Here is a 25,037-nt window from a genome sequence, read left to right on the forward strand (position 1 = left end):
CGCTTCGGGAGGCCCCGCGTGCAGCCCGTCCTTCCGCGCCCGGGACCGCTGGCGGGTGCGGCGCGCCCGGCCGGCGGCTCTTCGATCGGGGGTCGATCTCTCCCCGGGAGATCGCCGAAGGCGAAGCGCGCCTTCCGGGGGGCCGGCGAGCCGCCGGGGACGCCGCCGATCGGATCTCTCCGGTGAAACCGGCCGATCTGTCCGACGCCAAGAGCGCCGGCGGGCGAAAGCCCCGGCGCGCCGTCCCGTAGCCCTCCGGCACGCTCCGTCGGCTCCCGCCGCGGAAGCCGGCGCGAGGCGCCGCGCGGCCGGTCCCTCGCTTCGGCTCCCGGCCGGAACGGTTCCCGACCGGAACCTCGCCCGCTCCGCGCCCGGCGGGACTCTCCTTCCCGTTCTCCTACCGGATCATCCCCCCGACATGGAGTGCGGCGAAGATCACCAGCCAGACGGCCGCCAGGAAGTGCCAGTACGCTGCGCACAGCGACACGCCTTCGTGAGCTCCGGGAGCGTAGCGCCGCGCCGCCGCCCGCGCGGTGGTGACGCCCAAGGGGATCAATCCGCCCAGCACGTGGAGCGCATGAAGGACGGTCAGGAAGTAGAAGCTGAACCCGTAGAGGTTGCGCACGCCCGCGGGTCCGCCCCGGCCGGCCAGCGCCGTCCAGTTCCACGCCTGCGAGGCGAGGAAGGCGAAAGCGCAGAGCAGGGCGAGCCGGAGCCACCGCGCCAGCCCCCCGGCATCCCCCGCCCGAATCCGCTGCAAGGCGCGCTGCACGGCGCCGCTCACCGCCAGCGCCAGCGCGCTGCTCAGCCACAGCCCGCGCGGCAGGGGGGGAGCCCCCGGAGGAGGCCATTCTCGAGCGGCCAGGAGCGTCACGAGGTAACCGGCGAGCCCTGCGCCGAAGAGCATCGTGAGGGAAGCGAGGAAGAGCGTCAGGCCCAGGCGCCCGACCCCGGGCGGGCGCTGCGGCCGGCGCAGCAGGGGGTCGAGTCCACGGCCCGGGCTCCGCCGTCCGGCCACCGGAGATCCGCCGGCGGCCATGGGATCAGCGCGCCTGCTGGATCGCCGGGGCGTACCCCTCGATGAGCTGCGGCTGGTACGACTCCCGATCGAGCAGCGCGATGCCGATGAACAACGCGACGAACACGAGGGCCGCGACGAACACCACCGCGTTGAACGGCGAGTCGTACCGCAGGTGCATGAAGAAAAGAACGACCAGCGATCCCTTCAGCGCCGCGATCCCCAACGCGATCCAGACGTTGGCGTCCCCGAGGTCCACCTGCGCGGCCGCCACCGTCACCACCGTGAGTCCGAGCAGCGCAACGAAGACCGCGACGAGCTGCCTCAGCGAGCTGATGTGGCCCGGGCCGTGGCTCCCGGCAGCGGTGTTGGGTTCGGCATTGGCGGTCATCGTGTCACCTCTAGCTGATCAGGTACAGGAGCGGGAAAAGGAAAATCCAAATCAGATCCACGAGGTGCCAGTAGAGCCCCACGAGATCGACCGGTGTGTAGTACGAGCTGGAAAAGTCGCCGCGGACGGCCCTCCGGAGCACCCAGCCGATGGCCAGCATCCCCATCAGCACATGGAGGCCGTGCAGCCCGGTCATCAGGAAGTAGATCCCGAAGAAGATGTGCATGTTCGCCGGGGGCTCCTTCGGCAGCAGCGCCTCCGGGGCGGTGCCGGCCGCCCACCCGGTCTCCGCCCCGCTTTCGTGCGCGGCCGCTCCGTGCTCCGCGAGGAGCTCCGGGTCCGGCGAGAACTTCGTTCCCCACAGCAGGTGGTGCTCGAACTTCGCCTTGTACTCGACGTACTTCACGGTCATGAAGCCGGCGCCGCAGAGGAGCGTGATCGCCAGCAGCACCGCCAGAGCCCGCCGCCGCCCGAGCTGGGCCTCCCGCACGCCCCACGCCATCGTGAAGCTCGAGGTGATCAGGATGACCGTGTTGAGGCCTCCCAGACGCCAGTCGAGGAACCGGTGCGCGAACCGGAAGGTCTCGGGATGCGAGGCACGGTAGATGGCGTAGGCGCAGAACAGCCCGCTGAAAAGGAGCACTTCCGTCGCCAGAAAAAGCCACATCCCGAGCTTGCCGGCCTCGAACTGCTGCTCCGGCGTGTCGAAGTGATGCTGCAGGTGCGGCGGGTGCGCCGCATGCCCCACCGCCGTGTCCGCGCTCATGCCCGCACCCCTTCGGCCGCCGCCCGCACGTAACCCCCGACCGATTCGTCGTACCGCCATCCCGAGTGATCGTACGGATCCGACACCTCCGGCGGGCTCAGGAAGTTGTGGACCGGCGGCGGTGAAGTGGTGTGCCACTCGAGGGTGTTCGCGCCCCATGGATTCGCGGGCGCCGGACGTCCCCTGAACAGCGAGTGGAGCAGATAGCCGAGGATCAACAGGAAGGCGACCCCCATCAGGTAGGAGCCCATCGTGGAGATCACGTGGTACTTCTGGAATTCAGGCAGGTAGTTGTAGTAGCGGCGGGGCATGCCCTTGGTCCCCGCGATGAACTGCACGAAGAAGGTGAGGTTGAATCCCACCAGAACCAGGATCGCTCCGATCCGTCCGAGCTTTTCGTTGTACATCCTGCCGAACATCTTCGGCCACCAGTAGTGCAGCGCCCCCAGGAGCGCCGACACCGTGCCGCCCACCATGACGTAGTGGAAGTGCGCCACAACGAAGTAGGTGTCGTGTACGTGCACATCGGTGGCGAGAGTCGCCAGGAACAGACCTGTGAGCCCCCCGATCAGGAAAAGCCACAGGAAGGAAAGGAAGTAGAGCATGGGGGTGTCCAGCCGCACGGCGCCCTTGTACATCGTGGCGACCCAGTTGAACGCCTTGATCGCCGACGGCACCGCCACCGCGAAGGTGAGGAAGCTGAAAATCGTCGAGGCCAGATTCGACTGGCCGGACGTGAACATGTGGTGCCCCCACACCAGGAATCCGATGACCGCGATCGCGACGCTGCTGTACGCGATGAACTTGTAACCGAAGATATGTTTGCGGCTGAACGTCGAGACAATCTCGCTCGCGACGCCCATCGCCGGAAGCACCATGATGTAGACGGCGGGGTGGGAGTAGAACCAGAAGAAATGCTGGAACAGCACGGGATCGCCCCCGAGCGCCGGGTCGAACAAACCGACCCCCATCACCCGCTCCACGGCGATGAGCAGCAGCGTGATGCCCAGGACCGGAGTGGCCAGGATCTGAATGATGCTGGTGGCGTACAGTGCCCAGGCGAACAGCGGCATCTGGAACCATCCCATCCCGGGCCGCCGAAGCTTGTGAATCGTCACGATGAAATTGAGTCCGGTGAAGATCGAGGCGAACCCGAGGATGAACGCCCCCAGCACGACGGTGGTCACGCTGGTGGTCGTGGTGGTGCTGTACGGGGCGTAGAAGGTCCAGCCCGTGTCCACCCCGTTCATCAACATCGCCGCGATGAAGAACAGCGATCCGAGCACGTACACCCAGTAGCTCGCCAGATTCAGGCGCGGAAACGCCACGTCCTTGGCGCCGAGCATCAGCGGGAGCGCGAAGTTCCCCATCGCCGAGGGAATCCCCGGGATGAGGAACATGAAGATCATGATCGCCCCGTGCAGGGTGAACATCTGGTTGTAAGTATCGGCGTCGACGATCGTCTTGCCCGGGGTCAACAGCTCGGTCCGGACCAGCAGGGCGAACACGCCGCCGATGAAGAACGCGGTCAGCGTGCTCACCAGGTACATCACGCCGATCCGTTTGTGGTCCAGCGTGAAGAGCCAGGACAGCAGTCCGCGAGGCTCCGTCAGATAGTTCGTGCCCTCGGCGGCCCCGGCCAAGGCGTCGTCGGCTGTCGTGTCCATCACGCTCATCGGTTGCTCCGCGCTCCGGTGACGGGCCGTCGCGGCCCGACCGCTGTCATTTCAGCGTCTTCAGGTACGCGATGATCGCGTCGATCTCCTCGTCTTTGAGCCGTCCCTGGAACGTCGGCATCACCGGGTCGAAACCGGCCGCGACCTTCGCCTGCGGGTAGAGGATCGACTCCCGGATGAAGTTCTCGTCCACGACGACTTCCGACCCGTCCGTGAGGACCCGGCGCCGGCCCATGATCCCCTTGAACGTCGGCCCCACGCCCGGAGAGCCGTCCGTCGAGTGGCACTGCTTGCATCCGCGCTTCTGGTAGAGCAGCTCGCCGGCCTCCGCGGGAGGCATGCGTCCCACGATGTCGCTCGCGCGCTTGAGCCAGCGCTCGAAGTCGCCCGGTTCGTGGACGACGACCTTCGCCAGCATGTCCGAATGGCTCGTGCCGCAGTACTCGGCGCAGAACAGCGTGTACTCCCCCGGCTTGATGGCCCGGAAGGAGACCTTGTTGTACCGGCCGGGGACGGCGTCGCGCTTCACCCGGAAGGCGGGGATGTACAGGCTGTGGATCACGTCCTTCGATGTGAGGACGAGCGTCACGTCACGCCCGGCCGGAAGATGGAGTTCGTTGTCGATGTAGCCGTTGGGGTACTGGAAGCTCCAGGCCCACTTCTGCCCCTCGACGTTGATCTCGTAGGCGTCCACCGGCGGGACGTACATGTCCATGTAGCCCTTGAACCCGTACCAGAACATCATCACCAGCAGGATCGCGGGGATGATGCTCCAGGTCAGCTCGAGCGCGGTGTTGTGGCTCGGGCTGGGTTCCGGCTCGCGGCCGGGCCGCGCGCGGTACCGCCACATGAACCAGAGCGTCGCCCCGACCAGGATCACGAAGAAGACGGCCGATACGCCGGTGAGGAAATAGAAGGCGAAATCCACCTCGCGCGCGACGTCGGAGGCCTGCTCCGGGAGGAACGGTCCGGGTGCCGCGCCGAGGAGGAGGGCCGCTGGAATCGGCGTGCCTGGGTGGTCTGTCATGTTCGAAGCCCCGAGTTCATACGTCGCCGGAGGCCCGGCCGCGACGCGCCCGCTCCCGCAGCCAGAGGGAGCCGAGCAAGAGCGCCAGAAGCACCACGACGAGGCCGGCGCCAGCCCTGACGAAGTTCATCACCACGGGTGTGTAGCGGCCTTCCGAGGCGTCGTAATGGAAGCAGTAGAGCACGACGCGATCGAGAGTCGACCCGATCCGGCCTCCCGCCGCCTCGACGAGAGACAGCCGCAGCGTCCGTGGTTCGTACAGGACACCGTAGAGGTACCGCGTGATCTTCCCGTCCGGCGCGAGGAGAAAGATCGCTGCCTGGTGCGCGTACTCCTTGCGCTCCTCGTTCCACCGGTAGCCGAACCCGACGGCCTGCGTGAGCTTCTCGATCGCCGGTTCCTCGCCGGTGAGGAAGTGCCAGCCTTTCTCCGCCTGCGGCCGCCCGTACGCTTCCAGGTAATTCCGTTTCTTGAGCCTGGCGAGCGCAGAGGTCTCGCGGGGGTTGAAGCTGACCGTCACGATCTCGAATTCCCGTCCGGGGGTCCAGTCGATCTCCTCGAGCGCCTGCACGAGGCCGCTGAGCACCAGATTGCAAAGCATCGGGCACTCGTAGTAGACGAGCGTCAGAATCACCGGCCGACCGTGGCCGAAAAAGTCGCCCAGTCGAACCTCGCGGCCCTCTTCGTCCCGGAAGGTGAGGTCGAGCGGGATCTTCCGGCCCAGGTGCTCCTCGATCCGCACGCCCTGCAGCTCGGGCGGCAGCTCCCGTGCCACCTGCGCGCGGGCGGCTCCCGGCCAGCTGAAGGCGGCCGCCGCCGCGACCAGAGCCGCGATCGGGAGCCTGCTCGTCACCGCGCGTCCTCCGGCCTTCCGGCCTCGAGCTCCTGGAGGGTGAGCTCCATCGCCCGCTCGATCGGAATGGCGACGCGCCCCGTCTCCGGGTCGAGCATCCGGTACGAGTGGAGCAGCTTCTCCTGCTGCGCCCGCAACGTCACCAGCTCCTGATACGGCCGCTCGACGACCTTGCGCTCCAGCTCCTTCTGTTCGTAGGCGAAGAAGAATCCTTGAACGGCGAGGATGATCTCCACCACCAAGGCGATGCCGATCGCCCCGTACAGGAAGGTCGACACGACATCCACGTCGTCGCCCCTCCGCGCCTTCTCGCTCGAACTTCCCGCGATTCCGGATCCCGTCGTCATCTCACGCGTTCTCCAGCGCCAGCGACTCGGCCAGCCGTGGGTCGCGCACCGGGGCCAGCGGGGCCCGCCCCAGCCGATGGGCCGTCCAGGCGACGAAGACACCGCCCACGGCGGCCAGCCCCGCCAGATCGGCGATCGAGAGCGGCACGCGGCCCGGGCTGAATTCCGGCATGACGACCCAGTAGAGATCGACCCAATGCATGGCGAGGACCCAGAGCGCGACCGCCGCCAGCGCTCCCTTCCGCCGCTTCGGGACCCTCGAGAGGAGGAACAGGAACGGCACGAGAAAGTGGCCGACGATCAGCAGCAGGCCGACCCGGGCCCAATCGCCGCTCTGCCGCTTGAGGAACCACTCGGTCTCCTCCGGGATGTCCGCATACCAGATGAGCATGTACTGGGAGTACGCGATGTACGCCCAGAAGATGACGAAGCCGAACAGGAACTTCCCGATGTCGTGGTAGTGCTCGGCGGTGATCGACCGCTGCAGGTATCCGGCCTGCTGGAGGCGGACCAGCATCACCGCCAGCAGTGAAAAAATGGCCACCGTGCTGCCGCCGAAGAAGTAGACACCGAAGATCGTGCTGAACCAGTGCGGATCGAGCGACATCAGCAGGTCGAAGGCGGCGAACGTCTGGGTGACCGCGTAGAGGATCATTCCGTGGGTGCTCGCCCGCTCCATCCGGATCGTGAGCGACGGGTCGCCGCTTTCGTCCTGCTCGCGCGAGAGTTTGTGGAAATAGAGAGCGTACGAGCACCAGCAGACGAAATAGAGCACCCACCGAGCCACGAAGAACTCGACGTTGAGATAGCCCGACTTGTGGGCGATGAGCGGATCGCCGGCGGCGTGATCGGGGTCCGCCCAGCGGTACAAAGACGGCAGGGCCCACAAGACCGGCAGGCACAGCACCGCCAGCGGCACCACCGCCGTGGCGACGGCTTCGGCCAACCGGCGCACCAGCACCGACCAGCCCGCCTTCGTGAGGTGCTGGAGCAGCACGAAGAAGAGCCCCCCGAGCGCCAGGCTGAGAAAGTAGGCGAAGCTCACCAGGTAGGAGCGCAGGAACCGGTCCGGTCCCGCCAGCAGCGGCCCGGCGGCGAATCCGGCGATCGCCACGAGGAAACCGGCCAGCGCGACCCGCCGTCCGCGCGCCGAATAGTCCAACCGATCGTCGTTCAGCGTCACGGCGCCGCCTCCTGCCGCAGGGAATCCCGGAGCGCTTCCGGAACGTCCTCGATAGACGCGTTCTGGCTCCGCTGGAGCGCCCGCACGTAGGCGACGATCTTCCACCGATCGGCCACCGGGATCTGGGCGCCGTACCCCGGCATGTTGCGAATCCCGTACGTGATCGTGTTGAAGATGTGTCCGACAGGACGAGAGCGGACGAGGTCCGTGTGGTACGAGCTGGGCGGGACCCAGGCCGGCTCCTCGAGCTGCTCCGCCCGCCTGGAGACCATCCCGTCGCCGTAGCCGGCCAGCCCGTGGCACGGCGCGCAGTAGATGTTGTACCGCTCCTGACCGCGGCGCAGCGCCTCCGCGTCGATCTTGACCTGATCCGGGAAGGTGGTCGCCCACTCGCCGTCGACCTTCCCTTCATAGAAGTGCTCGTCGAGCTGCAGCTCTCCGCGCGCCACGGTCCCGGGGACCGGCGGCCGCATCGCCCGCGCGTCGCGGAACAGCGGATTGACCGACTGGGTCTTGAACTTCCGCTGCTGATCCATGTCCGTGAACAGGTGGATCGGCGGCTTCGTCGAGGTCGAGAACCGCGCCTTCGCCACCAGCGCGAGCGGTAACCAGGAAAGCACCACCGCCAGCAGGAAGGCCGGCCGGAGCCAACGGGGCGCGCCGCGCCGGTCACTCATCCCGCACCTCCTCGACGGAAAGCGCCCCGGTCTCCTCGAGCAGTTTGGCCGTCGCCACCCGGTCGAACATCCGGTCGGCGACGTCGACGAAGATGAACAGGCCGTCGTCCGTGACCTTGTCGAAGCCGCGGGCGCCGAACAGGGGGTGATGGGGCCGGGGCAATCCGTTCAGGGCGATCATCGACACGAACGCCGTCAGCGCGGCGAACAGCACCGTCAACTCGAACACCACCGGGATGTAGGCGGGGAGGGCGAAGAACGGCTTGCCCGAGATGACCAGCGGGTAGGACACCGCATGGGTCCACCAGGTCAGCCACAGGCCGGTCACCGCCCCTGCCGCCCCACCGGCGAAGACGATCCACGGCAGGCGGGTCCGGCGGTTCCCCATGGCCGCCTCGATGCCGTGAACGGGAAACGGCGTCAGCGCGTCCCACTGCCGGTACCCGGCGTCCCGCACCTGGGCGCAAGCGTCCAGCAGCGCATCGACGTCCTCGTACCGGGCGAGGAGTCCCGCGAGCTGTCCCTGATCGCCCCGCTCGGCGGTGCTTCCGCTCATCGCGACCTCCCCTCAGTGGCCGGCGCCCGCTGCCGCACGGTGCGGATGCGAGGCCGGCATCACGCTTTTCACCTCCGCCATGGCGATGAACGGGGCGAAGCGGCAGAAGAGGGTGAACAGGAAGAAGAAGAGGCCGAACGAGCCGAGCAGCGTCAGGATGTCGACCCAGGTGGGAATGTAGATGCCCCACGACGAGGGCAGGAAGTCCCGGTGGAGCGACATGACGATGACGAACCGCTCGAACCACATGCCCACGTTCACCAGCACGCCGATGATCATCATCCAGACGAGGTTGGTCCGCACGCGTTTGAACCAGAACAGCTGGGGCACGATCGCGTTGCAGGTGAACATGATCCAGTACGCCCAGCCGTACGGACCGAAAGCCCGGTTGAGGAACACGAAGAACTCGGTCAGGTTCCCCGAGTACCAGGAGATGAAGAACTCGATCGAATAGGAGTATCCGACCATCGTCCCGGTCGCCAGGATGATCTTGCACATGTTCTCCAGGTGCCGCATGGTGATCAGCTCCTTGAGCCCGAAGAACTGACGTGCGGGCACGAGCAGCGTGAGCACCATCGCGAAACCGGAGAAGATCGCGCCGGCGACGAAGTACGGCGGGAAGATCGTCGTGTGCCATCCGGGGAGCTGGGCCACCGCGAAGTCGAAGCTCACCACCGAGTGAACGCTCAGCACCAGCGGCGTGGCCAGCGCCGCCAGCAGCAGGTACGTGACCTCGTACCGGTGCCACTGCCGGGCGGAGCCGCGCCATCCGAGACTCAGCAACCCGTAGGCGATCCTCCGCGCCTTGGTCGGGGCACGGTCACGGAGCGTCGCCAGATCGGGAATCATCCCCATGTACCAGAAGACGAGCGACACGGTGAAGTAGGTGCTGACCGCGAAGACGTCCCACAGCAGGGGGCTGCGGAAATTGGGCCACATCCCGGACCAGTTGGGGATCGGGAAGATCCAGTACTCGAACCAAACCCGCCCCACGTGGATCGCCGGGAACATGCCGGCGCAGATGACCGCGAAGATCGTCATCGCCTCGGCGGCCCGATTGATGCTCGTTCGCCACTGCTGGCGGAACAGGAACAGGATCGCCGAGATCAGCGTCCCGGCATGACCGATCCCGACCCAGAACACGAAGTTGACGATGGCGAAGCCCCACCCCACCGGGATGTTGACGCCCCAGACGCCGATCCCGGTCGAGATGAGATAGACGACCATCGCGAGAAGAACGAGGGTCAGCAGGCCCGAGACCGCGAGCGACACGTACCAGCCGCGGGGAGGCTTCGGCCGCTCGACGACCCGACTCACCTTCTCCGTGATCGAGTGGAAATCGTTGTCGCCGAGCACGAGCGGCGGGCGCTCGAGCGGCGTGTCCTCGCCGTAGGGCCGATAGCCGATCGCCTGCGTGCTCATGGATCAGGCGTGCTCCGTGCCGCCGGTGTCGGGCACCGGGTTCTTCAGTTTCGCCAGGTAGACGTTGCGGGGCCTCACGTTCAGCTCCGCCAGGATCGGGTAGGCGCGGTGATGGGCGTGCATCCGGGAGACGCGGCTCTCGGGATCGTTGAGATCGCCGAAGACGATCGCCTGGGTGGGGCAGGCCTGGGCGCAGGCGGGCACGACCTCACCGTCCCGGATCCGGCGCCGCGGCTCTTCCGGATCGAGTTTCGCCCGATGGCGGGCGGCTTCGATCCGCTGCACGCAGAACGTGCACTTCTCCATCACGCCCCGGCTGCGGAGGGTCACCTCCGGATTGTGCTGCATCGCCTCCAGCGGGGTCACGTGCTTCCAGTTGTTGAAGAAGTTGAACCGCCGCACCTTGTACGGGCAGTTGTTCGAACAATAACGCGTGCCGATGCAGCGGTTATAGACCATCTGGTTCAGGCCTTCGGCGCTGTGCACCGTCGCCGCCACCGGACACACCTGTTCGCAGGGAGCGTTCTCGCACTGCTGGCACGTCACCGGCTGGAACGCCAGTTCCGGACTCTCCGGGCTTCCCTTGAAGTAGCGGTCGACCCGGATCCAGTGCATCTCCCGGCCGTTGATCACCTCGCGCTTGCCGACGACGGGGATGTTGTTCTCGGCCTGACAGGCGACCACGCAGGCGTTGCAGCCGGTGCAGGCGGCGAGGTCGATCGCCATCCCCCACTTGTAGCCGTCGTACTCGATCGGCTCGGAGAAGAGCGACACGAGCGGGGGATGGTGCCCCATGTGCTTCGCGAAGTCGGGATGCTCCCGGTAGTGCTCGATCGTCGCCTCGCGGATCAGCTCCTCCGCGCGCCGGCCGCGCTCGCGGCGTCCACGGGCGTCGATCGCCCAGTGCAGCTGAGTCACCGCCAGCTCTTCCCGCCGGCCCGTCTTCGCCACCTCCACCCCGGACACGAAACCGGCCGCCGCCCGCGTGCGCAGGCGGTAGGCGTCGGCGCCCACGCCGTCGCCCACGCGCCCCGCCGCTCTCCGGCCGAAGCCCAGCCAGACGGACGCGGCACCGGGCGCCTGGCCCGGCAGCACGTAGGCCGGCAGCTCGATCGACCGCCCGTTGGCGGTCACGCGGAGGACGTCGCCCGTTTCCACGCCGAGCCTGGCCGCATCCTGGACGCCCAGCAGCAGCGCGTTGTCCCAGGTCAGCTTGGTCACCGGCTCGGGCAGCTCCTGGAGCCAGCCGATGTTGGCGAACCGCCCGTCCCACAGCCGCGGGTCCGGCGACAGCACCAGCTCGATCCCCCCCTCCTCCTCCGCGGCCTCCGGGACGCCGATCCATTCCGCCAGGCCGCCGATCCGCGGAGCGGGCGCTTCACGGGGCCAGGCCGTCGAGGGAACGAGCCCGTCGTGGAGCGCGCGGCGCCACCCGGTCTCGGAGCCGCCGTCCCAGCCGTTCTCGGCGAAGGTCCGGCGCACGATCGCGTGCGCGGATTTCGCCTCGTCGCCGGCGGCGAGCGCCAGCAGCTCGAGGGGGCTCTTTCCGCCGAACAGCGGCTCGATCAGCGGCTGCACGACCGAAACGGTGCCGTCCCAGCTCCGAGCGTCCCCCCAGCTCTCCAGGTAGTGCGCTCGGTTGACATGCCACCGGCACGCGCGCCCCGTCTCATCCTGAGACTCTCCCAGATGGATGGACACGGGGACCTTGGCGAGCAGCTCGGGAAAGTCGAGGTCGGCGGGCGCGTCGTAGGCGGGATTGCCGCCGAGGACCAGGAGGGTGCCGACCTTCCCCGCCGCCATCCGTTCCGCCAGCTCGCCGATCGCCTCCAGATGATCCGGGCGATCGGGATCCGGGTCGGGGACGTAGGCCACCGTCCGCCCCACGGCGCCGAGGGCGTGGTTGGCGAGCGCCGCGAGAGCGTGAACGGCAGCCGGCAGCCGCGGGCCGGCGACGACGAGGGCGCGCCCGCGGTGCGCGGCCAGATCGTGCGCCAGGGTGAGCACGAACTCGCGCTCCGGGCCCTTCCCGACCGCCTCCGCGGCCGCGGCGAGCGCGCCGGCGAACTCCCCGGGCAGATCGCGGAGCAGCCCGTGTTCGACCAGGAGGTCGTGCGCGAGCAGCCATACCAGTCGGACGAGGCGGGAGGGCCGCACGGCGAGCCGATGATCGGCCAGAGCTCCGGTGAGCGAGACCCCCGGTTCGAGGGCGTACACGCGCGATAGGCTCCCGTCCTCGCCCCGCCGCCTCTTCGCGATCTCGCGGGCGAGCCGCACCCGGTCCGGGTGTTCGCCGATCAGATCGGCGTCGAGGCAGACCAGCACGTCGGCCGCGGCGGGCTCGAGCACGCTCCGCAGCGGCCGGCCGAAGAGGCGGCGTGTCGCCTCCCGCTCGGCGTCGAACGAGATCGGCTCGTATTCGTACCAGCGGGCTTGCGGCATCGCGTCGAGCAACCGCCTCCGCATCGCCGCCAGGCTGGGCGAACTCGACGCGGCGGAGAGGATCGCGAGCCCCTCGCCCCGCGCTCCGCGCAGCTCCTCGAAGTGTGCGGTGGCGAACTTCTTGAAGTCCCGCCAGCTCCGGGGGGCGTAGGCGCCGCCCTCCGCGCGCTCGAGCGGGGAGCGGCTGCGGTCCGGGTCGTACAGGCCGAGGATGCTCGCCTGGGCGATCGCGTCCGTCCCGCCCCGGCTCGCCGGGTGGTCCGGGTTGCCCTCGATCTTGATCGGCCGCCCGTCGTAGCTCGTGACGAGCACCCCGATCGCCGCCCCCCCGAGCTCGAAAGCGGTCGCGTACCGGACCGGAACCCCGGGAATCCGCCCCGCCGGACGGTCGGTGAAGGGGACGATCGTCTCCCGCGGGAATCGGCAGCCGGTCATCCCCGCCAGGGCGATCGAGGCGCCCATCAGCTTGAGGAAGGTCCGCCGCGTCTCCGGGTCGTCCCCCTCCGGCGGCGGAGCCGGGAACTCGCGTTCCAGCAGCCCCTCGATCTCCGGCCCGCCGGCGTATTCGTCGAGCCCGCGCCAGAACCGGGCCACCCCCTTGCCGTTTCGTTTCATCGATGGCATGTCCAGCAGTCCACTCGGGGCGCGATGCCCCGTTCTTCGCGGATCCGGCGCCCGGTGGCGAGCGGGTCATCCGGGCGCCAGGCCAGATCGGTGACCTTGTCCGCGGGCCGCAGATGGGGGTCGGGATTCCGGTGGCAGTCCAGACACCACGCCATGTTCAGCGGCTTCACCGTGCGGACGACCTCCATCCTGTCCACCCGGCCGTGACACTCCACGCAACCGACGCCGGCCCCGACGTGCGCCCCGTGGTCGAAGTAGACGTAGTCCGGCAGGTCGTGGACCTTGACCCAAGGGATCGGGCGGCCGGTGATCAGGCTCTGACGGACGAGAGCCAGCTTCGGTGAGTTCGTGCGGACGCGCGTGTGGCAGTTCATGCAGATCTGCGTCGGCGGAAGAGCGGCGAACCGGGCCGTCTCGACGGTCGTGTGGCAGTACCGGCAGTCGATCCCGAGCTTGCCCGCGTGCAGCGCGTGGCTGTAGGGAACCGGCTGCTTCGGGGCGTAGCCGACGTTGATCGTCTTCGCGGAACCGCCCAGCCAGACCAGCACGGTCAGGTAGACCGGCAGGCCGACCAGCGCCCCACCGAGCGCGGGCCGGAGCAGGTTGCTCCAGCGCGGGAACCTCCAGCTAACCCTCTTCGGCGAGTCGTTCATACGGCTGGCGATCCTATCCACCGAGGGGGCGAAGTCAACGCCCCCCGGACCGTCCGCTCGGGTTCCGCGGGGTTGGCCCACCCATCCCCGGCCGACCCGTCCCGCCGGCCGCGCCGCGTGCCGCTCGAATCCGCGGTCCGCACGGCCGTTCCGGCGGGCTTATCCGATGCCCCGGCCGACTAATCCAGCCCGTTCGTCCCGGGTGGGGTGAGCGCGTCGAAAACGTGGCTAGAATAGGGCGCTTCGCGACCCAGGGTTCGTGCGGCCCACAGGGCAGGGCGCAGTAGCCTAGCATCATCCGCCACCCCGACGCACGGGGTCAGCCGGCGCCGGCGCCGGCCGGCCGGACAGGCCGGAGGATCGCCCGCCGAGCGCCGTGGAGAGAGGAAACCGATGATCGTCGGCGTACCGAAGGAGACGTTTGCGGGAGAGCGGCGTGTCGCGCTCGTGCCGGCGCTGGTCCCCGCTCTGACCAAGTTGGGCATCGAGGTCGTCGTCGAGGCGGGCGCCGGAACGGCCGCCGGCTTCCCCGACGACGAGTACCGGGAGAAAGGCGCCCGGATCGCGGCGGAACGGCGCGAGGTGTTCGAGCGCGCCGATTTGCTGATGATGGTGCGCGCGCCCGGCGCCAACCGCACCGGCGGAGAAGCCGACCTGGCCGCGCTGCGGTCGGGACAGATCGTCGTCGGCTTCGCCGATCCGCTCGGGAACCTCGACGCGGTCCGCGCCGCGGCGGCGAAGGGCATCTCGCTCCTCGCGATGGAGATGGTCCCGCGGATCACCCGCGCCCAGAGCATGGACGCCCTGTCGTCGATGGCGACGATTTCCGGGTACAAGGCGGTGCTCCTGGCGGCCGCGGCCCTGCCGCGGATGTTCCCGCTGATGATGACGGCGGCCGGGACCATCACGCCCGCGCACGTGTTCGTCGTCGGCGCCGGAGTGGCGGGCCTGCAGGCCATCGCCACCTCGCGGAAGCTCGGAGCGGTGGTCAGCGGCTACGACGTCCGCCCCGCCGTGAAGGAGCAGGTCGAGTCGCTCGGCGGCAAGTTCGTCGAACTCGAGCTGGAAACCGAGGAAGCCGAGGACGAGGGCGGTTACGCGAAGCAGCTCGGCGAGGAGTTCTACCGCAAGCAGCGCGAGATGATGGCCAGGGTGGTCGCGGACAGCGACGTCGTGATCACCACGGCCGCCATCCCCGGCAAGCGTTCGCCGGTGCTCGTCACGGAGCCGATGGTGGCCAGCATGCGGGCGGGCTCCGTCATCGTCGATCTCGCCGCGGAGCGGGGCGGCAACTGCGAGCTGACCCGCGCCGACGAGGAGGTCCACGCGCACGGGGTGACGATCCTCGGGCCGACCAATCTCCCGTCGACGGTGCCGTACCACGCAAGCCAGATGTACTCGAAAAACCTGGTCAACCTCCTCCAGCTCCTGATCAAGGACGGCCAGCCGCAGCTCGAGACCGAGGATGAGGTCATCCGCGGCACGCTGGTCACGCACTCTGGATCGGTCGTTCACCCGCGGATCGCCGAGCTGCTCGGCGAAGCCGCAGCCGCGGGCGGCAACACGCCCGGAAAGGACGCGTGATGGAAGGACTGATTGCGGCCTTCACCATCTTCGTGCTGGCGATCTTCGTCGGCTTCGAGATCATCACCAAGATCCCGCCGACGCTGCACACCCCGCTGATGTCGGGCTCGAATGCGATCTCCGGGATCACCATCATCGGAGCGCTGATCTCGGCGGGATCGGAGAACCAGTTCGTGCCGAAGATGCTCGGGTTCGTCGCGGTCATCTTCGCGACGATCAACGTCATCGGCGGTTTTCTCGTCACGCACCGGATGCTGGAAATGTTCCGGAAGAAGGACTGAGCCGTGGACATCACGCTGAGCCCCACCCTGATCAACCTGTCGTATCTGGTCGCGTCGGTCCTGTTCATCTTCGGGCTGAAGGGGCTGACGCATCCGCGGACGGCCGTCCGCGGCAACCTCCTCGGCGCCCTCGGCATGGCCGTCGCGGTGGTGGCCACGCTCCTCGCCAAGGAGATCATCTCCTATCAGTGGATCATCCTCGGCTTCGTCATCGGCGGCCTGTTCGGCGCCGTGCTCGCGATCAAGATCCACATGACGGCGATGCCGCAGCTGGTGGCCCTCTTCAACGGCTTTGGCGGCGGAGCGTCCGTCCTCGTGGCGGGGGCGGCGCTTCTCGAGCTGGTGATCGAGCACAAGGCCCTGTCGACGCAGTTCACGGTGGCGACAGCCGCGTCCGGCCTGATCGGCGCGGTGACCTTCTGGGGCAGCCTCGTCGCCTTCGCCAAGCTGCAGGAGCTGATCAGCGGCAACCAGATCATCTTCCCCGGACAGCAGGCGATCAACGCGATCATCGGGGCCGCCGCCCTCGGCCTTTGCGGCTACCTCGTCTACGCCCCCGAGCAGACCCTGACGTACTGGGTGCTCGTCGCGGTCTCCTCGGTGCTCGGGATCCTGCTGGTGATCCCCATCGGGGGTGCGGACATGCCGGTGGTCATCGCCCTGCTGAACTCCTATTCCGGTCTCGCCGCCGCCGCCACCGGATTCGTGCTCTCGAACTCGGTCCTGATCATCTCGGGATCGCTGGTCGGCGCGTCGGGGATCATCCTGACGCAGATCATGTGCAAGGCGATGAACCGCTCCCTGGCGCATGTCCTGTTCGGGGTCCTCGGGGAGGCCGGCGAGAAGGCCAGCGCGGACGACGTGTACGCGGGCCGCGTCAAGTCGGCATCCGCGGAGGAGGTCGCGATGCTGCTGGAGAACGCCCGGCAGGTCGTGATCGTCCCCGGCTACGGCATGGCGGTGGCCCAGGCGCAGCACGCGGTGCGGGACCTGATGAACCTGCTCGAGTCGCGCGGCACCAACGTCGAGTTCGCCATCCATCCGGTCGCCGGCCGCATGCCCGGCCACATGAACGTGCTCCTCGCCGAGGCCGACGTTCCGTACGACAAGCTCAAGGAGATGGACGAGATCAACCCTTCGCTCGAGCAGACCGACGTCGCGATCGTGCTCGGGGCCAACGACGTGGTCAACCCCGTGGCCAGGACCGATCCCAAGAGCCCGATCGCCGGGATGCCGATCATCAACGTCGACAAGGCGCGCACGGTGGTGGTCATCAAGCGCAGCCTGAGCCCCGGATTCGCCGGCATCCCCAATCCGCTCTTCGCCGCCGACAACACGCTCATGCTCTTCGGCGACGGAAAGAAGGCGGTCCTGGAGCTGATCTCCGCACTCAAGGAGGCGGCGTAGCCCGGCCGGATCGGCGCGGGCACGCCGCCGCCCGCGGTGCCGCCCGGAGGGCAGGCCGATGACGCTCCGCGTCGTGATCGTTGGGGCCGGCGTCGTCGGCCGCACCTGCGCCCTGCGCCTGTCGCGGGACGGCCATGACGTCGTGGTGGTCGAGCGCGACCCGCAGAAGGCGCGCGAGATCCTCGACAAGCTCGACGTCCAGGTCATCACCGGGAACGGCTGCTCCCTCTCCGTCCTGCGAGAGGCGGGCCTGGGCCGCGCCGATCTCCTCCTTGCCGTCACCGACTCCGACGAGATGAACCTGATCGCGGCCCTGCTCGCGGGCACCGCGTTCGACGTGAGGACCAAGGTCGTGCGCCTGCGCGCCGACGAGTACCTGGACAACGTCGCCGAGCTTGCACGGAGCTGGCGCGGGAAGACCTACGGGTTCAGTCCGGACCGCGTGGCCGCCGCCCGCATCGGCGCGATGCTCGACGTGCCCCACGCTGTCGACGTCGCCGAGATGCTGGACGGCAGCGTGATCGTCGCTGGTTTTCGGGTGGGACCCGAATGCCCGCTGGTCGGGCGCAGCATGGCCTCCCTCCGGAAGCAGTATCGGGACGCACAGGTGCTCGTCGCGGCGATCTACCGGAAGGGCAAAGCCCTCATCCCGGGAGGCTCGACCGCGCTGGAGGTGGGGGACGTCGCCTACTTCTCGGCCGTCAAGAAAGAGATCGGTCAGGTCGTCCGCCTGATGGGGCACCGGTTCGACCGGGAGCCGCGCGTGGTCATCGGAGGCGGCGGTCACATCGCGCGGAACGTGGCGCGCTACGCCCTGGAACGCGGGCTCCGGACCACGCTCATTCTCAGCCGGCGCGACGAGGCCGAGGAGCTGGCGGTGGCGATGCCGGAGGCGACGGTCCTTTGCGGCCCCGTCACGGACGAGGATCTCCTCGCCGAGGCGGGGATCGACAGCCACACCACTTTCGTCGCGGCCACGCGGAACCACGAGAACAACCTCCTTTCCTCCGTCTTGGCGCGCCGGGCCGGCGCCTCGCGGGTGATCACTCTCGTGGACAACCCGACCTACATCCTGGTCGCCGAGCAGATGGGCCTGGACGCGGTGGTGTCCCCTCGACTCGGAGCGGTGAGCGCCATCCTCAGGTTCGTCCGGGGCGCCCACTACGAGGAGGTGGCCAGCCTTCCGCACGAGCTGATCGAGGTGGCCGCGATCGACGTCGACGAGAGCTCGCCTTTGGCTGGCAAGCCGCTCGGGGAGGTGGGGTTGCCGCCCGGGGTTCTGATCACGGCGGTGAGAACGCCGGCCGGCGTGTCGATCCCGGGCGGCCGGGACACGATCCCCCCCGGCTCGCACGCCCTCGCCTTCGTGCTCGCCGAGGCCGCCGAGCGGTTCGCCGAGTGGCTGGAGCGGTGAAGCGGCGATGAACCTGCGGCAGGATCTGCGCATCGTCGGTTTTCTGGCGTGGCTCCTGGGCGGCTTCCTGCTGCTCCCGCTGGCGCTGGCGCTGGCGTTCGGCGAGCCGGCGGGCTGCTTCGCCGGCGCGATCGCGCTGGCCCTCCTGCTCGGCCTGGCCGGCTGGCTCGCCGGCCGCGGTTCGCGGGCGCAGATCCTGGTGCGCGACGGTTTCCTGGTCGTCACCACCGGCTGGATCACCGTGTCCCTGCTCGGCGCGGTGCCCTACGTGCTCGCGGGCCGCCTCGGGCCGATCGACGCGATCTTCGAGTCGGTCTCCGGCTTCACGACGACCGGCTCGTCGGTGCTGACCGACATCGAGGCGTGGCCCGCCTCGCTCCTGTTCTGGCGAGCGCTCACGCAGTGGATCGGCGGCATGGGGATCATCCTGTTCACGATCGCCGTGCTGCCGGTGCTCGGCGTCGGCGGGATGCAGCTGTTCAAGGCCGAGGCGCCCGGACCGGTCACCGACAAGCTCGCCCCCAGGCTGTCGGTGACCGCCCGCTACCTCTGGGGCACCTACGTCGGCCTGACCGCGGCGGAGGTGCTGCTGCTCGTCCTGGGCGGCATGCCCCTTCTGGAGGCGGTCGACCACGCGTTCACCACGATGGCGACGGGCGGATTCTCGCCGCGGAACGCGTCCATCGCCGCTTATCCGAGCAGCTACATCCACTGGGTGGTGATCCTCTTCATGTTCCTCGCCAGCGTCAATTTCGTGATCCACTTCCGGATCGCCACGGGCCGCTGGCGAGAGGCCCTGCGCGACGAAGAGCTGCACTGGTACGTGTTGATGGTGCTCTTTTTCGCCGGCACTGCGACCGCCGTGCTCGTCGCCGAGGGTCAGGCGATCGGTCAGGCGGTCGAGGACGCGTTTTTCACCGTCGTCTCGCTGATCTCCACGACCGGCTACTCGACGGCCGATTTCGAGCGCTGGCCGCCGGTGCTCCATGCGTTGATCTTCCCCATCCTCGCGGTGGGCGGGATGGCGGGATCGACGGCCGGGGGATTCAAGACGCTGCGCACGCTGATCGCGTTCCGCGCGCTCCGCATGAGCTTCCGCCGGATGATCCACCCCCACGCCGTGACCCCGGTCGTCTATCGCGGCAACCCGGTCCCGCGCGACGTGCTGGCGGCGATCTGGGGCTTTTTCGCCCTCTACCTGACCCTGGCCGCCGCGGGAACACTGGTGCTGGGCGCGGCCGGCGCGGATCCCGAGACGGCATGGAGCGCCACGCTCACGGCCATGGCTGGGATCGGCCCGGGACTGGGCGGCGTCGGGCCGACCGACAATTTCGCCTGGCTCGCCGGCTACGCGAAGCTGGCGCTGAGCGGGCTGATGCTCGCCGGCCGGCTCGAGCTGTACACGCTGATCCTCGTCTTCCTTCCCGGCTTCTGGCGCCGGTGACCCCCTCGCCCCCTCGGGCCGATCGGCGTAACTTGTCGGTCGGGCTGGGCCGGAGGTGCATGCGATGCGGTGGTGCGGACGAATCGTCGCGGCGGCTCTCGTCCTTTCGGCCGGCGTGCCGGTGCCGGGGGCGGACGCGGCGGCCGATCTCGACGCCGCCCTGCGGGCGACCTACATCCACGGGATCACGGAAGAGATCGCCCGGCGCGCCGTCGGGGAGGAGGGCGTGCCGCGCATCCTCGAGCTGCTCGGCGACCCGGGATTCGACCGGCGCGACAACCTCGTCGGCTTCCTCGCGCATCTCGGCGGCCCGGAGGCGCGCGCGGCGCTCGTCGCCTTTCTCGACCGTCCGCCGGCCTCCGGCTCGATTCCGGAGGAGGACCGGGCCCTGCTGCTCGCGCCGCAGGCGCTCGGGATGATCGCTGCGCGCGGGGACGCCCCGGCGCTCGAGCTGCTGCTCGAGTGGACCGATCCCGCCGGCGACCGGTCGCTCCTGCGCCGCGCCGCCTCGCGCTCGCCCGACCCGGAGCGGATGGGGGCCGACCTGGTGGAGATGGCCTTGCGGGGGCTCGCCTGGAGCGGCGCGCCGGAAGCGGGGGACCGGCTCCTGGCCCTCGCCGAGGGACGCCTGGAACTCGCGCCGGCCGGCCGCGACCTGGGACCGATCGCCGCGGACCTGCTCGCGCTCTGGCGGAGCCGCAGCCGGCACCGCGCGCCGGCGGCGGCCGGCCTGCCTCCCACGGACGGCCGGCGCGCGCAGCTCGACCCCGGACCGGAGCCCGGCCCGCGCCCGGAGACATCCTCCTTCGACCCGGCCCTGCGCGTGCACGATTCCGGTCTGACCTACGCCAACCACGTCGATCTGACGAACAAGATGACCGACGCCCGTCTCGACGACGTCCTCGAGAACGCGAGCCTCCGCGCGGGGCGATCCGACTACTCGGGAGACGTGGCCTGCTGCATCACCGTCAGCCGTTCGGGCACGGCCCGGAGCTTCGGGACCCCGGGGGACGGACGCGACACGATCGACAGCTCGTCGGAGATGACGAGTGTCCTCAACGATCCCGCCGCGCGGGTGAAGGTCGTTCGCGCGATCAACTACTGCGGTGGCCCCGGGTTCAACATCATCGGGTGCGCCTGGACCCCCGGCAACGGGATGGCCGTGGTGCGGCTGAGCAACATCAACACCGAGGCGATCACCTGGATCCACGAGTACGGGCACAACACCGGCCTGTTCCACGTGAGCGACTCCCGCCGGATCATGCACGGCACGAACTACGGCACGAACAACGGCCTGGCGCAGTTCGAGTGCGACACGTACCACTCGCCGAGCCCCGCCGCCGGGATGACCCCGGTGGACACGGGCGCTTGCACCGACAACGACGGGGACGAGGTGCAAGACGGAATCGACAACTGCCCGGACGTCGCCAACTCGGGCCAGAGCGACGGAGACGGCGACACGGTCGGGAACGCCTGTGACAACTGCCCCAGCGATGCCAACGCCGACCAGCTCGATTTCGACGGCGACGGATCGGGAGACGTCTGCGACCCGGACGACGACAACGACGGCGTCGGCGACACCCAGGACTGCGCGCCGCTGAACGCCTCGCTGTGGAGCGCCGCCGGACCGGCGACCGCGGTGCGCTTCGACCCGGGGAGCCGGGTGCGCCTGCGCTGGAACCCCGATCAGCAGGCGGAAACCTCGAACGTCTACCGGGGGACGATGGGCCCGTCGTTCGACCGGAACTGGAGCTGCCTCGCCTCCGGGCTGACCCAGGACTTCTATGACGATCCCGAGGTGCCGGGCGCGTCAACCGGTTTCCACTACCTCGTCACCGGCAAGAACGCCTGCGGCGAGTCGGAGGCGGGCCAAGGTTCCGACGGGACGCCCCGCCAGCCCTCCCCCTGCCCCTGAGCCGCTCCGGCCCCGCGTCCCGGAAATGGGATCGGGGCCGCGCCGCCACCGCGGCCCCAGGCACGCGACTGGCTAGCGCCGCGCGGACGCGGCGCTCCCGCAGCACCGTCGAGGCGGGCCGCGGCTGTCCCACGTCTCGGCCGCGCTACGTTCGAATCGCTTGGGCTCGGGGCCTGCGTGGAGGGGGTTCCCATGAACCGAGTCTCGCGGAAACGGAGCCCGGTCGCCGTGATCGCGCTCGCCACGGCCGCTCTGGCCTGGGCGCCCGATCGGGCGGCCGCGGCGAGCGGCGATGCCGAGCATGCTTCCTGCGATCCCGCCGGATGCATCACCTGGACTCTCCATCCATGGTGCCGCTACCAGACGCTGTCCGTCCCGGCGACCGACCCCGCCTTCCCGCTGCGCTCCGCCGAGGACGTAGCGGCGGAGATTCCGGACGTCGTTTCGGTGACGAAGCAGTTCTATCACCCCGGCGGATGCCGCTCGTACACCTACCACGCCGACACCGGCGCGTGCACGACGACCCCGGAGGGTTGCCCGGCGCCGGAGCCGGGCGCCGAGTCCTGCGGCAGCTCCTGCTTCTGCCTGGAGGAAGGCGCCGGCCTGCAGCTCGAGCGCGACGGCGACCGCCCGTTCCTGATGTTCGGCGGCGACACCTATACGTATTTCCGCCTGGAAGGGGACTACTCCGAGCTGATCTCCGTGCCGTACACGAGCGGGATACGGACGGCGGCCAAGCTCTTCCGGGAGCTCGGCGGAGCGGACCACATCGCCTGGGTGGCAAGGCTCAATTGCGACGGGACCCTGTCCACGTGGTATCCCGGCGTGCCGAAGGGAGGCAACTTCGACATCGTGCCCGGGGAGGCCTATCTCGTGCAGTCGCTCCACACCGTCGACACCGGTGTGAGGGGGGGCGTGGTCACCCTGGGCCCCCAGTGCGATCACAACGCCTTCGTGCTCGAGGGCCCCGCCACGGGTCTCGCGTACTCCTGGGGTGTCGATCTGAGCTACGACCTCCCCTACGGGCCGCCCGTCGATTTCGAGGCCACCGACCCCCTCGCCCCGGGGCTCCCACCGGGAAGTGCGGGCTTCGAGATGTCACAGGCCTTCGTCGACGAACTCCGGCGAGCCGATCATCCGGATCTCTGGGCGCAGGTGGACCGGGACGATCCCTCCGGCACCAAGATCTGCGTGACGGGGCGGCCGCAGGCTCCCGTGCTCTGGGTGGGCCCCGCCGGCGGCCCGCCCGACTGCGATGTCAACGATGCCGGTCCCTGTTCCTTCGACGGCAACGTGTGGCTGGCGGAGATGCCCTTCACGCGCCTCCGGCCCCTTCTCACCGAGCTGACCTGGCTCGACAGCGGGACCTATTTCGACGTGGTCCGGGGTGACCTCGACACGCTCCGCATCACCGGAGGCGACTTCGCGACCGCCGCGGAGGCCTGCATCGCGGACGACTACACCGAATGGTCGATCCCCGACCCTTTCCTTCCTCCGGAGCCCGGAACGGGGGCGTGGTATCTCGTGCGCGACTTCAACGCGTACGCCGACCACGGCTACGATGGCGGCGGCCCCGGTCAAGTGCGCCCGCGGGACGCGCTGTACGCCGCTCCCAACGGCTGTCTTCCCTGACCCGGCGGCCGGCAGCGGGCCCGCGGCCCGCACCGCCGGCCGCTCCCACCCCGCCGGCTTGCGCCGGCCGCCGCGTCGTGAGAACGTGTCCGGCCGCCCTCGGAGGTCCCTCTCATGCCCGGTGGGAAGACACCTCTCGCGCTCCTCCTCCTCCTCCTCGCGGCCCTTTTCGTCGCCTGCGGCGGTCCGCCGGCGGAAGAACCGGTTCCGGACGAGCGCCGGGTGCCGCGCACCTACCCGCCCGAACCCGGCGAGGTGCACTTCGGCGAGCTCACGATGCTCACCGATGGCGGCGAGAACGCGGAGGCCTACTTCTCGTTCGACGGGCGGAAGCTGGTCTTCCAATCGACGCGCCCGCCGTTTTCCTGCGATCAGATCTTCACGATCGACGTCGCGGGAGGCGAGCCGCGACTGATCTCCAGCGGCAAGGGGCGGACGACGTGCGCCTACTTCCTGCCGGGGGACGAACGGATTCTCTACTCGTCCACCCACGCCGCGGGCGACGAGTGCCCGCCCGTTCCCGACATGTCCCAGGGTTACGTCTGGCCGATCTACTCCTCGTACGATATCTACGTCCGGGCTGCGGACGGTTCCGGGGAACCGCAGCCGCTGGCGCCGAGTCCCGGCTACGACGCCGAGGCGACGATCTCACCGAAGGGAGACCGGATCGTCTTCACCTCAACACGGGACGGCGACCTCGATATCTACTCCATGGCGCTCGACGGAACCGATGTGCGCCGGTTGACGAACGAGCCCGGCTACGATGGCGGGCCTTTCTTCTCCCCCGACGGGTCGAAGATCGTCTATCGCGCCTACCATCCCTCCGACCCGGAGGAGCTGGCGGACTACAAGCGGCTCCTGGCCCAGGGCCTCGTCAGGCCGACGCGTCTCGAGATCTTCGTCATGGATGCGGACGGCTCGAACAAGCGGCAGGTCACGCACCTCGGCGCGGCGTCGTTCGCCCCCTTCTTCCACCCCTCCGGCGAGAAGATCATCTTCTCGTCGAACTACGGCGATCCGAAGGGCCGCGAATTCAACCTGTTCATGATCAACGTGGACGGGACCGGCCTCGAGCAGATCACGTTCAGCGACGGCTTCGACGGGTTCCCGATGTTCTCTCCCGACGGGGAGTGGTTCGTGTTCTGCTCCAACCGCCACAATGCGAAGCGCGGGGAGACGAACATCTTCGTCACCAGGTGGCGGGAGGGCGGCGCCTGAGGTGAGCGGGGGGCGGCGGAGCGGCGCCGGCGCCGTCGCGGCGATCGGCTTCGGCACGACCGTCGCCATGTGGGCGGCGGGCTACGCGTCGCGCCTCCCCCGGCCCCCGCTGCCGAGCCCGGCGGTCCTCGTGGCGATGCTCGCGGCGATGACGGCGGGGGCCGCCGTGGCCGGACGGTTCGCCGAGCGCCCGGTGCGCACCGGCGCGCTCGCCGGCCTGCTGACGGCCGCGCTCAACCTCCTGATCCTGGGAAGCCTTCTGGGTGAAGGCGCCGCGGGGCGCTTCGGCCTGGCGGCCGCGGCGGTCTCGGCGCTCGCCTTCGGCGCGGCGTGGGGCGCCGGCGGCGCGGCGCTTTTCGGGCGTTGGCTCGGCCGCTCGGGCGCTTCCCCCGACTGGGTCCACGCGATGGCCTGGGTGGCCGCCGCCGCGGCCTTCCTCCTGGTCGTCGCCGGGGGTCTCGTCACCAGCCACGACGCGGGTCTGGCCGTCCCCGACTGGCCCAACAC

General features: G+C 69.2%; 23 protein-coding genes. 10 read left to right on the forward strand and 13 right to left on the reverse strand.

Features of this window, described 5'->3' with window-relative positions; translation table 11 throughout:
* Nucleotides 1–251 (forward strand): hypothetical protein (locus tag D6718_08560; GenBank protein ID RMG45021.1); only part of this gene is annotated, 251 nt, incomplete at its 5' end.
* Between the two features lie 146 nt (nucleotides 252–397).
* Here D6718_08560 and D6718_08565 read toward each other — a convergent pair.
* The 13 genes from D6718_08565 to D6718_08625 all read right to left on the reverse strand — a co-directional run bounded on the left by D6718_08565 (nucleotide 398) and on the right by D6718_08625 (nucleotide 13,635).
* Nucleotides 398–1,039, reverse strand: a complete 642-nt coding sequence (locus tag D6718_08565; protein ID RMG45022.1) for a heme-copper oxidase subunit III — start codon at nucleotides 1,037–1,039, stop codon at nucleotides 398–400.
* A gap of 4 nt (nucleotides 1,040–1,043) precedes the next feature.
* Nucleotides 1,044–1,409 (reverse strand): caa(3)-type oxidase subunit IV, encoded by a 366-nt coding sequence (locus D6718_08570; GenBank protein RMG45023.1) that lies wholly within the window; start codon nucleotides 1,407–1,409, stop codon nucleotides 1,044–1,046.
* Between the two features lie 10 nt (nucleotides 1,410–1,419).
* Nucleotides 1,420–2,076 carry a cytochrome c oxidase subunit 3 family protein gene (locus D6718_08575; GenBank protein RMG45040.1) on the reverse strand — a complete coding sequence of 219 codons (657 nt, stop codon included), beginning with the start codon at nucleotides 2,074–2,076 and terminating at the stop codon, nucleotides 1,420–1,422.
* A gap of 95 nt (nucleotides 2,077–2,171) precedes the next feature.
* A complete protein-coding gene (ctaD, locus tag D6718_08580; GenBank protein RMG45039.1) occupies nucleotides 2,172–3,842 on the reverse strand; it encodes a cytochrome c oxidase subunit I in 1,671 nt (556 codons plus the stop codon).
* A 55-nt stretch (nucleotides 3,843–3,897) separates the two neighbouring features.
* Nucleotides 3,898–4,878, reverse strand: coding sequence for a cytochrome c oxidase subunit II (gene coxB, locus D6718_08585; GenBank protein RMG45024.1), 981 nt, complete (start codon nucleotides 4,876–4,878; stop codon nucleotides 3,898–3,900).
* A 16-nt stretch (nucleotides 4,879–4,894) separates the two neighbouring features.
* Complete coding sequence (locus D6718_08590; GenBank protein ID RMG45025.1) at nucleotides 4,895–5,731, reverse strand: SCO family protein; 837 nt, start codon at nucleotides 5,729–5,731, stop codon at nucleotides 4,895–4,897.
* On the reverse strand, nucleotides 5,728–6,078 hold the full coding sequence (locus tag D6718_08595) for a hypothetical protein (protein RMG45026.1): 351 nt from the start codon (nucleotides 6,076–6,078) through the stop codon (nucleotides 5,728–5,730). Before D6718_08595 ends, D6718_08590 begins: the two co-directional genes overlap by 4 nt.
* A gap of 1 nt (nucleotide 6,079) precedes the next feature.
* Nucleotides 6,080–7,261, reverse strand: a complete 1,182-nt coding sequence (locus D6718_08600) for a quinol:cytochrome C oxidoreductase (GenBank protein RMG45027.1) — start codon at nucleotides 7,259–7,261, stop codon at nucleotides 6,080–6,082.
* Nucleotides 7,258–7,881 carry a cytochrome c gene (locus D6718_08605; GenBank protein RMG45041.1) on the reverse strand — a complete coding sequence of 208 codons (624 nt, stop codon included), beginning with the start codon at nucleotides 7,879–7,881 and terminating at the stop codon, nucleotides 7,258–7,260. Before D6718_08605 ends, D6718_08600 begins: the two co-directional genes overlap by 4 nt.
* A 49-nt stretch (nucleotides 7,882–7,930) precedes the next feature.
* Nucleotides 7,931–8,494, reverse strand: a complete 564-nt coding sequence (locus D6718_08610; protein RMG45028.1) for a DUF3341 domain-containing protein — start codon at nucleotides 8,492–8,494, stop codon at nucleotides 7,931–7,933.
* Between the two features lie 12 nt (nucleotides 8,495–8,506).
* Nucleotides 8,507–9,916, reverse strand: coding sequence for a hydrogenase (locus D6718_08615; protein ID RMG45029.1), 1,410 nt, complete (start codon nucleotides 9,914–9,916; stop codon nucleotides 8,507–8,509).
* A 3-nt stretch (nucleotides 9,917–9,919) separates the two neighbouring features.
* Nucleotides 9,920–12,982, reverse strand: coding sequence for a 4Fe-4S dicluster domain-containing protein (locus D6718_08620; protein ID RMG45030.1), 3,063 nt, complete (start codon nucleotides 12,980–12,982; stop codon nucleotides 9,920–9,922).
* Nucleotides 12,970–13,635, reverse strand: coding sequence for a cytochrome C (locus D6718_08625; GenBank protein RMG45031.1), 666 nt, complete (start codon nucleotides 13,633–13,635; stop codon nucleotides 12,970–12,972). Before D6718_08625 ends, D6718_08620 begins: the two co-directional genes overlap by 13 nt.
* Before the next feature lie 393 nt (nucleotides 13,636–14,028).
* Between D6718_08625 and D6718_08630 the strand changes: the two genes are divergently transcribed.
* The 9 genes from D6718_08630 to D6718_08670 all read left to right on the forward strand — a co-directional run.
* On the forward strand, nucleotides 14,029–15,219 hold the full coding sequence (locus D6718_08630) for a Re/Si-specific NAD(P)(+) transhydrogenase subunit alpha (GenBank protein ID RMG45032.1): 1,191 nt from the start codon (nucleotides 14,029–14,031) through the stop codon (nucleotides 15,217–15,219).
* Complete coding sequence (locus D6718_08635; GenBank protein RMG45033.1) at nucleotides 15,219–15,500, forward strand: NAD(P) transhydrogenase subunit alpha; 282 nt, start codon at nucleotides 15,219–15,221, stop codon at nucleotides 15,498–15,500. The genes D6718_08630 and D6718_08635 overlap by 1 nt, the downstream gene beginning before the upstream one ends.
* A gap of 15 nt (nucleotides 15,501–15,515) precedes the next feature.
* Nucleotides 15,516–16,907: an NAD(P)(+) transhydrogenase (Re/Si-specific) subunit beta gene (locus D6718_08640; protein RMG45042.1), complete on the forward strand. Its 1,392-nt coding sequence runs from the start codon at nucleotides 15,516–15,518 to the stop codon at nucleotides 16,905–16,907.
* Nucleotides 16,908–16,965: 58 nt separating this feature from the next.
* Nucleotides 16,966–18,321, forward strand: a complete 1,356-nt coding sequence (trkA, locus tag D6718_08645; GenBank protein RMG45034.1) for a Trk system potassium transporter TrkA — start codon at nucleotides 16,966–16,968, stop codon at nucleotides 18,319–18,321.
* A gap of 7 nt (nucleotides 18,322–18,328) precedes the next feature.
* Nucleotides 18,329–19,765 (forward strand): TrkH family potassium uptake protein, encoded by a 1,437-nt coding sequence (locus tag D6718_08650; protein ID RMG45035.1) that lies wholly within the window; start codon nucleotides 18,329–18,331, stop codon nucleotides 19,763–19,765.
* Between the two features lie 874 nt (nucleotides 19,766–20,639).
* Nucleotides 20,640–21,680: a hypothetical protein gene (locus tag D6718_08655; GenBank protein ID RMG45043.1), complete on the forward strand. Its 1,041-nt coding sequence runs from the start codon at nucleotides 20,640–20,642 to the stop codon at nucleotides 21,678–21,680.
* A gap of 192 nt (nucleotides 21,681–21,872) precedes the next feature.
* A complete protein-coding gene (locus tag D6718_08660) occupies nucleotides 21,873–23,312 on the forward strand; it encodes a hypothetical protein (GenBank protein ID RMG45036.1) in 1,440 nt (479 codons plus the stop codon).
* 114 nt (nucleotides 23,313–23,426) lie between these two features.
* The gene (locus D6718_08665; protein RMG45037.1) at nucleotides 23,427–24,530 is read left to right on the forward strand and encodes a hypothetical protein; all 1,104 of its coding nucleotides are present in this window, start codon (nucleotides 23,427–23,429) and stop codon (nucleotides 24,528–24,530) included.
* 1 nt (nucleotide 24,531) lies between these two features.
* Nucleotides 24,532–25,037 (forward strand): hypothetical protein (locus tag D6718_08670; GenBank protein RMG45038.1); only part of this gene is annotated, 506 nt, incomplete at its 3' end.

Source organism: Acidobacteriota bacterium (genome assembly GCA_003696075.1).
Lineage (GTDB): Bacteria > Acidobacteriota > Polarisedimenticolia > J045 > J045 > J045.

Bases quoted from the DNA above. Each gene is read 5' to 3' on its own strand.
- D6718_08565 (RMG45022.1), bottom strand. From the start codon at position 1,039: ATGGCCGCCGGCGGATCTCCGGTGGCCGGACGGCGGAGCCCGGGCCGT.
- D6718_08570 (RMG45023.1), bottom strand. From the start codon at position 1,409: ATGACCGCCAATGCCGAACCCAACACCGCTGCCGGGAGCCACGGCCCG.
- D6718_08575 (RMG45040.1), bottom strand. From the start codon at position 2,076: ATGTGGCTTTTTCTGGCGACGGAAGTGCTCCTTTTCAGCGGGCTGTTC.
- ctaD (RMG45039.1), bottom strand. From the start codon at position 3,842: ATGGACACGACAGCCGACGACGCCTTGGCCGGGGCCGCCGAGGGCACG.
- coxB (RMG45024.1), bottom strand. From the start codon at position 4,878: ATGACAGACCACCCAGGCACGCCGATTCCAGCGGCCCTCCTCCTCGGC.
- D6718_08595 (RMG45026.1), bottom strand. From the start codon at position 6,078: ATGACGACGGGATCCGGAATCGCGGGAAGTTCGAGCGAGAAGGCGCGG.
- D6718_08610 (RMG45028.1), bottom strand. From the start codon at position 8,494: ATGAGCGGAAGCACCGCCGAGCGGGGCGATCAGGGACAGCTCGCGGGA.
- D6718_08615 (RMG45029.1), bottom strand. From the start codon at position 9,916: ATGAGCACGCAGGCGATCGGCTATCGGCCCTACGGCGAGGACACGCCG.
- D6718_08620 (RMG45030.1), bottom strand. From the start codon at position 12,982: ATGCCATCGATGAAACGAAACGGCAAGGGGGTGGCCCGGTTCTGGCGC.
- D6718_08625 (RMG45031.1), bottom strand. From the start codon at position 13,635: ATGAACGACTCGCCGAAGAGGGTTAGCTGGAGGTTCCCGCGCTGGAGC.
- D6718_08630 (RMG45032.1), top strand. From the start codon at position 14,029: ATGATCGTCGGCGTACCGAAGGAGACGTTTGCGGGAGAGCGGCGTGTC.
- D6718_08635 (RMG45033.1), top strand. From the start codon at position 15,219: ATGGAAGGACTGATTGCGGCCTTCACCATCTTCGTGCTGGCGATCTTC.
- trkA (RMG45034.1), top strand. From the start codon at position 16,966: ATGACGCTCCGCGTCGTGATCGTTGGGGCCGGCGTCGTCGGCCGCACC.
- D6718_08650 (RMG45035.1), top strand. From the start codon at position 18,329: ATGAACCTGCGGCAGGATCTGCGCATCGTCGGTTTTCTGGCGTGGCTC.
- D6718_08655 (RMG45043.1), top strand. From the start codon at position 20,640: ATGACCGACGCCCGTCTCGACGACGTCCTCGAGAACGCGAGCCTCCGC.
- D6718_08660 (RMG45036.1), top strand. From the start codon at position 21,873: ATGAACCGAGTCTCGCGGAAACGGAGCCCGGTCGCCGTGATCGCGCTC.
- D6718_08665 (RMG45037.1), top strand. From the start codon at position 23,427: ATGCCCGGTGGGAAGACACCTCTCGCGCTCCTCCTCCTCCTCCTCGCG.